Source organism: Pseudomonas syringae group sp. 26L6 (assembly GCF_032587815.1).
GTDB classification, from domain to species: domain Bacteria; phylum Pseudomonadota; class Gammaproteobacteria; order Pseudomonadales; family Pseudomonadaceae; genus Aquipseudomonas; species Aquipseudomonas amygdali.
This window is the reverse complement of sequence record NZ_JAWHPJ010000055.1, coordinates 128722-135281: the sequence shown is the minus strand read 5'-3', so window position 1 is coordinate 135281 and position 6560 is coordinate 128722. Positions and strand designations below refer to the sequence as shown.

The window sequence follows — 6560 nt, the reverse complement described above, 5'->3', positions numbered from 1 at the left end:
GACTATCGTGCGGCGCTCCGCGTCGCATGCAGTTCTGGACGCTCCGCGTCCGATCTTGAATGCGCGGCGCGGCGCAGATCTGTGACGCGGAGCGTCACGCACGGCATTCCCACGCTGGAGCGTGCGGAACGATAATCTCGACTATCGTGCGGCGCTCCGCGTCGCATGCAGTTCTGGACGCTCCGCGTCCGATCTTGAATGCGCGGCGCAGCGCAGATCTGTGACGCGGAGCGCCACGCACGGCATTCCCACGCTGGAGCGTGCGGAACGATAACCTGACTATCGTGCGGCGCTCCGCGTCGCATGCAGTTATGGACGCTCCGCGTCCGATCTTGAATGCGCAGCGCGGCGCAGACCTGTGACGCGGAGCGCCACGCACGGCATTCCCACGCTGGAGCGTGCGGAACGATAATCTCGACTATCGTGCGGCGCTCTGCGTCCGATCTTTCCTAGTACCAGCGCGCTTCGCCTGCCGGGCGTTTCTTGAAGCGTTTCATGGTCCACATGTACTGGCTCGGGTAGGCCCGCACGTATTTCTCGACCACTTTGCTCATCGCCGCTGCCGAGGTTTCGGTGTCGGTGCTGTACATGGCTTCAGGGGCCGCTTCGAGTACCACTTTGTAACCCGAGCCGTCCGGCAGGCGCATGGCGTGCAGGAACACACCCACTGCCTTGCCGCCCGCCAGCATGTTCGGCACAAACTTGCTGGTCAGGGCCTGGGTGCCGCAGAAGGGTACGAAGATACCCGCAGACTCAGCCGGCTCCGGGTCGGCCGGAATACCTACAGAACCACCTTTGCGCACTTCCTTGATGACGCTGAGAATGCCTTCCTTGGTCGACGCCGCCACCCGGTTGCCCAACTGCACACGCTGCTTGCGCAAAAGGTCGTCGACCGCCTTCAGCTTCGGTGGACGATAGAAAATGATCGGCTTGCACTGGCTGCAATAGAAGTGATTAAGCACTTCCCAGTTGCCCAGGTGGCTGGTGATGCCAACCACGCCCTTGCCGGACGCCAGCGCGTCCTTGAGCACATCAAGCCCTTCGACTTCACGCACCAGGTTGATCGATTTCTGCGCAGGCCAGATCCACGCACAAGCGCTTTCGGTCAAGGTCTTGCCGATGTCCATGAGGCTGCGGCCAACGAGCTTTTCCAGCTCGGGCTCGCTCAACTCGGGGAAGCACTTGGACAGGTTGATCCGTACCACTTCGCGCGAACGGTTGGGCAACTTCCACATCAGCCAGCCAATCGTAGTGCCTGCCCATTGCACCGCGCGCCACGGCAACAGCGCAAACAATCGCAACGCCCCGACCATTACGGCGCCTTTGAACTTATCCACAGATGACTCCCAGATTCTCGAGGCGGGTAGTGTAACCGTCAGCGGCTCAGGATCGCATACCGATCACAATCTACAGTGTGATCCATGACCATACCGCTGGCCTGCATATACGCATAACAGATGGTCGGGCCGACAAACGTGAAGCCGGCCTTTTTCAGCGCCTTGCTCATCGCTTCGGCCTCGGCGGTGATCGCCGGCACTTCGCTGCGATCCTTGAAATGGTTGATCTTCGGCTCGCCACCAACAAACGACCAGAGCAGACCGACCGGGTCTTGCAGCGCCAGCCAGGCCCGCGCATTGGTGCGCACGGCCTTGAGCTTGAGGCGATTGCGGATAATGCTCGGATCGAGCATCAGCGCCTCTATTTCGGCATCGCTCAGCTGCGCCAGGCGCTCGACGTCAAAGCCGTGCAGCACTTCGCGATAACGCGCCCGACGCTTGAGAATCGTGATCCACGACAACCCGGCCTGGAACCCTTCGAGCAAAAGCAACTCGAAGAGCTTCTGCGCATCGCGCAGCGGCACTCCCCACTCCTGATCGTGATAAGCGATGTACAGGGGGTCTTCGTTGCACCAAAAGCAGCGTGTCATAGGGCTCCCAAGGAGTGGACGTGCGGCCGAATCGGGTATACTCCCGCTCTTTGAATCGCAGCCCAGCACAGGTGAAATTTGTGAGCCAGCCTACGCCAGCCGTGCGTACCTTCCAAGACTTGATCCTCGCCCTCCAGCAATACTGGGCAGAACAAGGTTGCGTGGTACTTCAGCCCTACGATATGGAAGTAGGCGCCGGCACGTTCCACACTGCCACGTTTCTGCGCGCCGTAGGCCCGGAAACCTGGAACGCCGCTTACGTACAGCCAAGCCGTCGCCCGACTGACGGCCGCTACGGCGAAAACCCGAACCGCCTGCAGCATTACTATCAGTTCCAGGTGATTCTCAAGCCCAACCCGGACAACTTCCAGGAACTGTACCTGGGTTCGCTCAAGCACATCGGCCTCGATCCGCTGGTGCACGACGTGCGCTTCGTCGAAGACAACTGGGAATCGCCGACGCTGGGCGCCTGGGGTCTGGGCTGGGAGATCTGGCTCAACGGTATGGAAGTCTCGCAGTTCACCTACTTCCAGCAGGTCGGCGGCCTTGAGTGCTACCCGGTTACCGGCGAAATCACTTACGGCCTTGAGCGTCTGGCCATGTACCAGCAGGGCGTGGACTCGGTCTACGATCTGGTCTGGGCTGACGGCCCGTTCGGCAAAGTGACTTACGGCGACGTGTTCCATCAAAACGAGGTGGAACAGTCGACCTACAACTTCGAACACGCCAACGTCGACAAACTGTTCGAACTGTTCGATTTCTATGAGAGCGAAGCCGCACGTCTGATCGAGCTGGAGCTGCCGTTGCCGGGCTATGAAATGGTCCTCAAGGCCTCGCACACCTTCAACCTGCTGGATGCCCGCCGCGCGATTTCCGTGACCGCGCGTCAGCAATACATCCTGCGCGTACGCACGCTGGCCCGCTCGGTGGCTCAGGCCTACCTGCAGGCCCGCGCCCGTCTCGGTTTCCCGATGGCGCCGCCCGATCTACGCGATGAAGTGTTGGCCAAGCTGGAGGCAGCGCAATGAGTGCTCAAGATTTTCTGGTTGAACTGGGCACTGAAGAACTGCCACCCAAGACCCTCGTTTCCCTGGCAGATGCATTTCTGGCCGGTATTGAAAAAGGCCTGTCGGGCGCAGGTCTGACCTACAGCGCCAAACAGGTCTACGCTGCACCGCGTCGCCTGGCAGTGCTGATCACCGCGCTTGCCACACAACAGCCGGATCGCAGCGTCAACCTCGACGGCCCACCGCGTCAGGCAGCCTTCGATGCGGACGGCAACCCGACGCAGGCAGCACTGGGCTTCGCCAAGAAGTGCGGCGTCGACCTGAGCGAAATCGATCAGAGCGGCCCGAAACTGCGCTACAGCCAGACCATCCTTGGCAAGCCGACCACGTCGCTGCTGCCAACCATTGTCGAAGACTCGCTGAACGACCTGCCAATTGCCAAGCGCATGCGCTGGGGTGCCCGCAAGGAAGAGTTCGTGCGTCCGACCCAGTGGCTGGTAATGCTGTTCGGTGATCAGGTGGTTGACTGCACGATCCTCGCCCAGAGCGCGGGTCGTCATTCTCGCGGTCATCGCTTCCATCACCCGCAAGACGTGCGTATTTCTTCGCCTGCCGGGTACCTCAGCGACCTGCGCGCCGCGCATGTGCTGGCCGACTTCAATGAACGTCGGCAGATCATCAGCAAGCGCGTCGACGAGCTGGCCACCCAACAGGAAGGCACCGCCATCGTGCCCCCAAGTCTGCTGGACGAAGTGGCCGGTCTGGTCGAATGGCCGGTTCCGCTGGTGTGTTCATTCGAAGAGCGCTTCCTGGAAGTCCCTCAGGAAGCCTTGATTACCACCATGCAGGACAACCAGAAATACTTTTGCCTGCTGGATGCCGAAGGCAAGTTGCTGCCGCGCTTTATCACCGTGGCCAACATCGAGAGCAAAGACCCGGCGCAAATCGTTGCCGGTAACGAGAAGGTGGTTCGTCCACGCCTGACTGATGCCGAGTTCTTCTTCAAGCAGGACAAGAAGCAGAAGCTGGAAACCTTCAACGATCGCCTGAAAAACGTCGTGTTCCAGGCGCAATTGGGTAGCGTGTTCGACAAGGCCGAGCGTGTCTCGAAACTGGCCGCCTACATCGCCCCACGCATCGGCGGCGACGCCCAGCGTGCTGCACGGGCTGGTCTGCTGTCCAAGTGCGACCTGTCGAGCGAAATGGTCGGCGAGTTCCCGGAAATGCAGGGCATTGCCGGTTACTACTACGCCAAGGCGGACGGCGAGCCTGAAGATGTCGCGCTGGCGCTCAACGAGCAGTACATGCCACGTGGCGCGGGCGCCGAACTGCCGACAACGCTGACTGGCGCTGCGGTGGCCATCGCCGACAAACTCGACACGCTGGTCGGTATCTTCGGTATCGGCATGCTGCCCACCGGCAGCAAAGACCCCTATGCGCTGCGTCGTGCTGCATTGGGCATCCTGCGTATTCTGATCGAGAAGAAGCTCGACCTGAATCTGGTAGAAACGGTGAAATTCGCAGTCACGCAGTTTGGCGCGAAAATCAAGCCTGCCGGTCTGGCGGAGCAGGTACTCGACTTTATCTTCGACCGTCTGCGCGCGCGTTATGAAGACGAAGGCGTCGATGTGGCTGTGTACCTCTCGGTACGTGCGCTGCAACCTGCTTCGGCGCTGGATTTCGATCAGCGTGTTCAGGCGGTCCAGGCTTTCCGCAAACTGCCACAGGCCGCTGCACTGGCCGCGGTTAACAAGCGCGTATCGAACCTGTTGAGCAAGGCCGAGGGCAGTATTGCCCAGACCGTCGAGCCCAAGTATTTCGACAACGCCAACGAGTTTTCGCTGTACTCGGCTATTCAGCAGGCTGACCACGCGGTCCAGCCGATGGCTGCCGAGCGTCAATACAGCGAATCGCTGGCGCGTCTGGCGATGCTGCGTGAGCCGGTCGATGCATTCTTCGAAGCGGTAATGGTCAACGCGGAAGACGCCAATGTGCGCGCCAACCGTTATGCCTTGTTGTCGCGTTTGCGCGGCCTGTTCCTTGGCGTTGCCGATATCTCGCTGCTGGGCTGAGAAGGAGTCGATGGTGAAACTGCTGATACTTGATCGAGACGGAGTCATCAACCATGACTCCGATGCTTACATAAAGTCAGTGAAGGAGTGGGTGCCCATTCCCGGCTCGATCAAGGCTATCGCAGATCTGAGCAAGGCCGGCTGGACGGTGGCCGTCGCCACTAACCAGTCGGGCATTGCCCGAGGTTATTATGATCTGGCCACGCTGGACGCCATGCATGAGCGCTTGCGCAAGCTGGTGGCAGAGCAGGGTGGCGAGGTTGGTTTGATCGTCTACTGCCCGCATGGTCCAGACGATGGCTGTAGCTGCCGCAAGCCCAAACCCGGGATGCTGCAGGCTATCGCCCGTCATTACACCGTGGACCTCAAAGGTCTCTGGTTCGTGGGCGACAGTAAAGGTGACCTACAGGCCGCTTTGGCCGTCGATTCTCAGCCTGTGCTGGTGATGACCGGCAAAGGTCGTAAAACGATGGAAGGCGGAGTGCCGGCAGGCACGTTGATTTTTGACGATCTGGCGGCGGTTGCCGCAGAACTTATCCACAACAGCGCTCACTGAACAGTCAGCTCTTCAGGTTCAGGACGCTCAAGGAGCGGGCATCTGCCCGTACGGTAAACGTAACTATGTCGATCATGCAGGCAATCAGGACCTTCTTCTTTTACCTGTTGCTGGGCACCAGCTCTTTGCTGTGGTGCACATTGAGCTTTTTCATTGCGCCTTTTCTGCCGTTCAAAGCTCGCTATCGCTTCATCAACGTCTATTGGTGCCGCTGCGCCATCTGGCTGACCAAGGTGTTCCTGAACATCCAGGTTGAAGTGACTGGCGCAGAAAACGTACCGAAAACGCCCTGCGTAATCATCTCCAACCATCAGAGCACCTGGGAGACCTTCTTCCTGTCGGCGTACTTCGAGCCGCTGAGCCAGGTCCTCAAGCGTGAGTTGCTCTACGTGCCGTTCTTCGGCTGGGCCATGGCGATGCTGCGCCCCATTGCCATTGACCGCGATAACCCTAAAGCCGCACTGCGGGAAATAGCCAAGAAGGGCGACGAGTTGCTCAAAGATGGCGTCTGGGTATTGATCTTCCCGGAGGGCACACGCGTGCCTTACGGACAGGTCGGAAAATTCTCTCGCGGCGGTACTGCGTTGGCGGTAAACGCTGATCTGCCAGTCCTGCCTATCGCTCACAACGCTGGCAAATACTGGCCTCGGGATGGCTGGGCGAAAAAGCCAGGCACTATTCAGGTAGTGATTGGCGAACCGATGTACGCAGAAGGTACAGGCCCGCGCGCCATTGCTGCGTTGAATGACCGTGTACAGGCCTGGAATGAGGAAGCACAGCGCGCGATGGGCTCGCCTGTTACACCAGCAGCAAGTCCTGAAAAAGTGCCAGCGTGATTTTGTGGATAACCTGTGTACGGTTTTTCTGAAATCCGCCAAAAGCTTGGCTAACTCTTTAATTCGTATACATATTTTTTCAGGCTATAAAAACCGGAAAAAAGTGCATAAGTTTTGGTGATGTATCAAAAACCGACCTCAAAAAGGTCGGTTTTTTTTGCG

6 protein-coding genes are annotated in these 6560 nt (G+C 59.2%); 4 read left to right on the top strand and 2 right to left on the bottom strand.

Features of this window, described 5'->3' with window-relative positions; all coding sequences use genetic code 11:
• Positions 1 to 449: 449 nt before the first annotated feature.
• Positions 450 to 1337 (bottom strand): lysophospholipid acyltransferase, encoded by an 888-nt coding sequence (locus RYA97_RS24385; RefSeq protein ID WP_005743949.1) that lies wholly within the window; start codon positions 1335 to 1337, stop codon positions 450 to 452.
• A 38-nt stretch (positions 1338 to 1375) separates the two neighbouring features.
• The gene (locus tag RYA97_RS24380; RefSeq protein ID WP_005743950.1) at positions 1376 to 1927 is read right to left on the bottom strand and encodes a DNA-3-methyladenine glycosylase I; all 552 of its coding nucleotides are present in this window, start codon (positions 1925 to 1927) and stop codon (positions 1376 to 1378) included.
• Positions 1928 to 2007: 80 nt separating this feature from the next.
• Here RYA97_RS24380 and glyQ point away from each other — a divergent pair, with 80 nt between their 5' ends.
• The 4 genes from glyQ to RYA97_RS24360 all read left to right on the top strand — a co-directional run bounded on the left by glyQ (position 2008) and on the right by RYA97_RS24360 (position 6398).
• Positions 2008 to 2955: a glycine--tRNA ligase subunit alpha gene (gene glyQ, locus RYA97_RS24375; protein WP_002551326.1), complete on the top strand. Its 948-nt coding sequence runs from the start codon at positions 2008 to 2010 to the stop codon at positions 2953 to 2955.
• Positions 2952 to 5006: a glycine--tRNA ligase subunit beta gene (glyS, locus tag RYA97_RS24370; protein ID WP_002551325.1), complete on the top strand. Its 2055-nt coding sequence runs from the start codon at positions 2952 to 2954 to the stop codon at positions 5004 to 5006. Before glyQ ends, glyS begins: the two co-directional genes overlap by 4 nt.
• Before the next feature lie 10 nt (positions 5007 to 5016).
• Entirely contained in the window at positions 5017 to 5562 is a 546-nt protein-coding gene (gene gmhB, locus RYA97_RS24365; protein ID WP_016981471.1) for a D-glycero-beta-D-manno-heptose 1,7-bisphosphate 7-phosphatase, read from the top strand.
• A 65-nt stretch (positions 5563 to 5627) separates the two neighbouring features.
• Positions 5628 to 6398, top strand: coding sequence for a lysophospholipid acyltransferase family protein (locus RYA97_RS24360; RefSeq protein WP_016981472.1), 771 nt, complete (start codon positions 5628 to 5630; stop codon positions 6396 to 6398).
• The last annotated feature ends 162 nt before the right edge of the window (positions 6399 to 6560 follow it).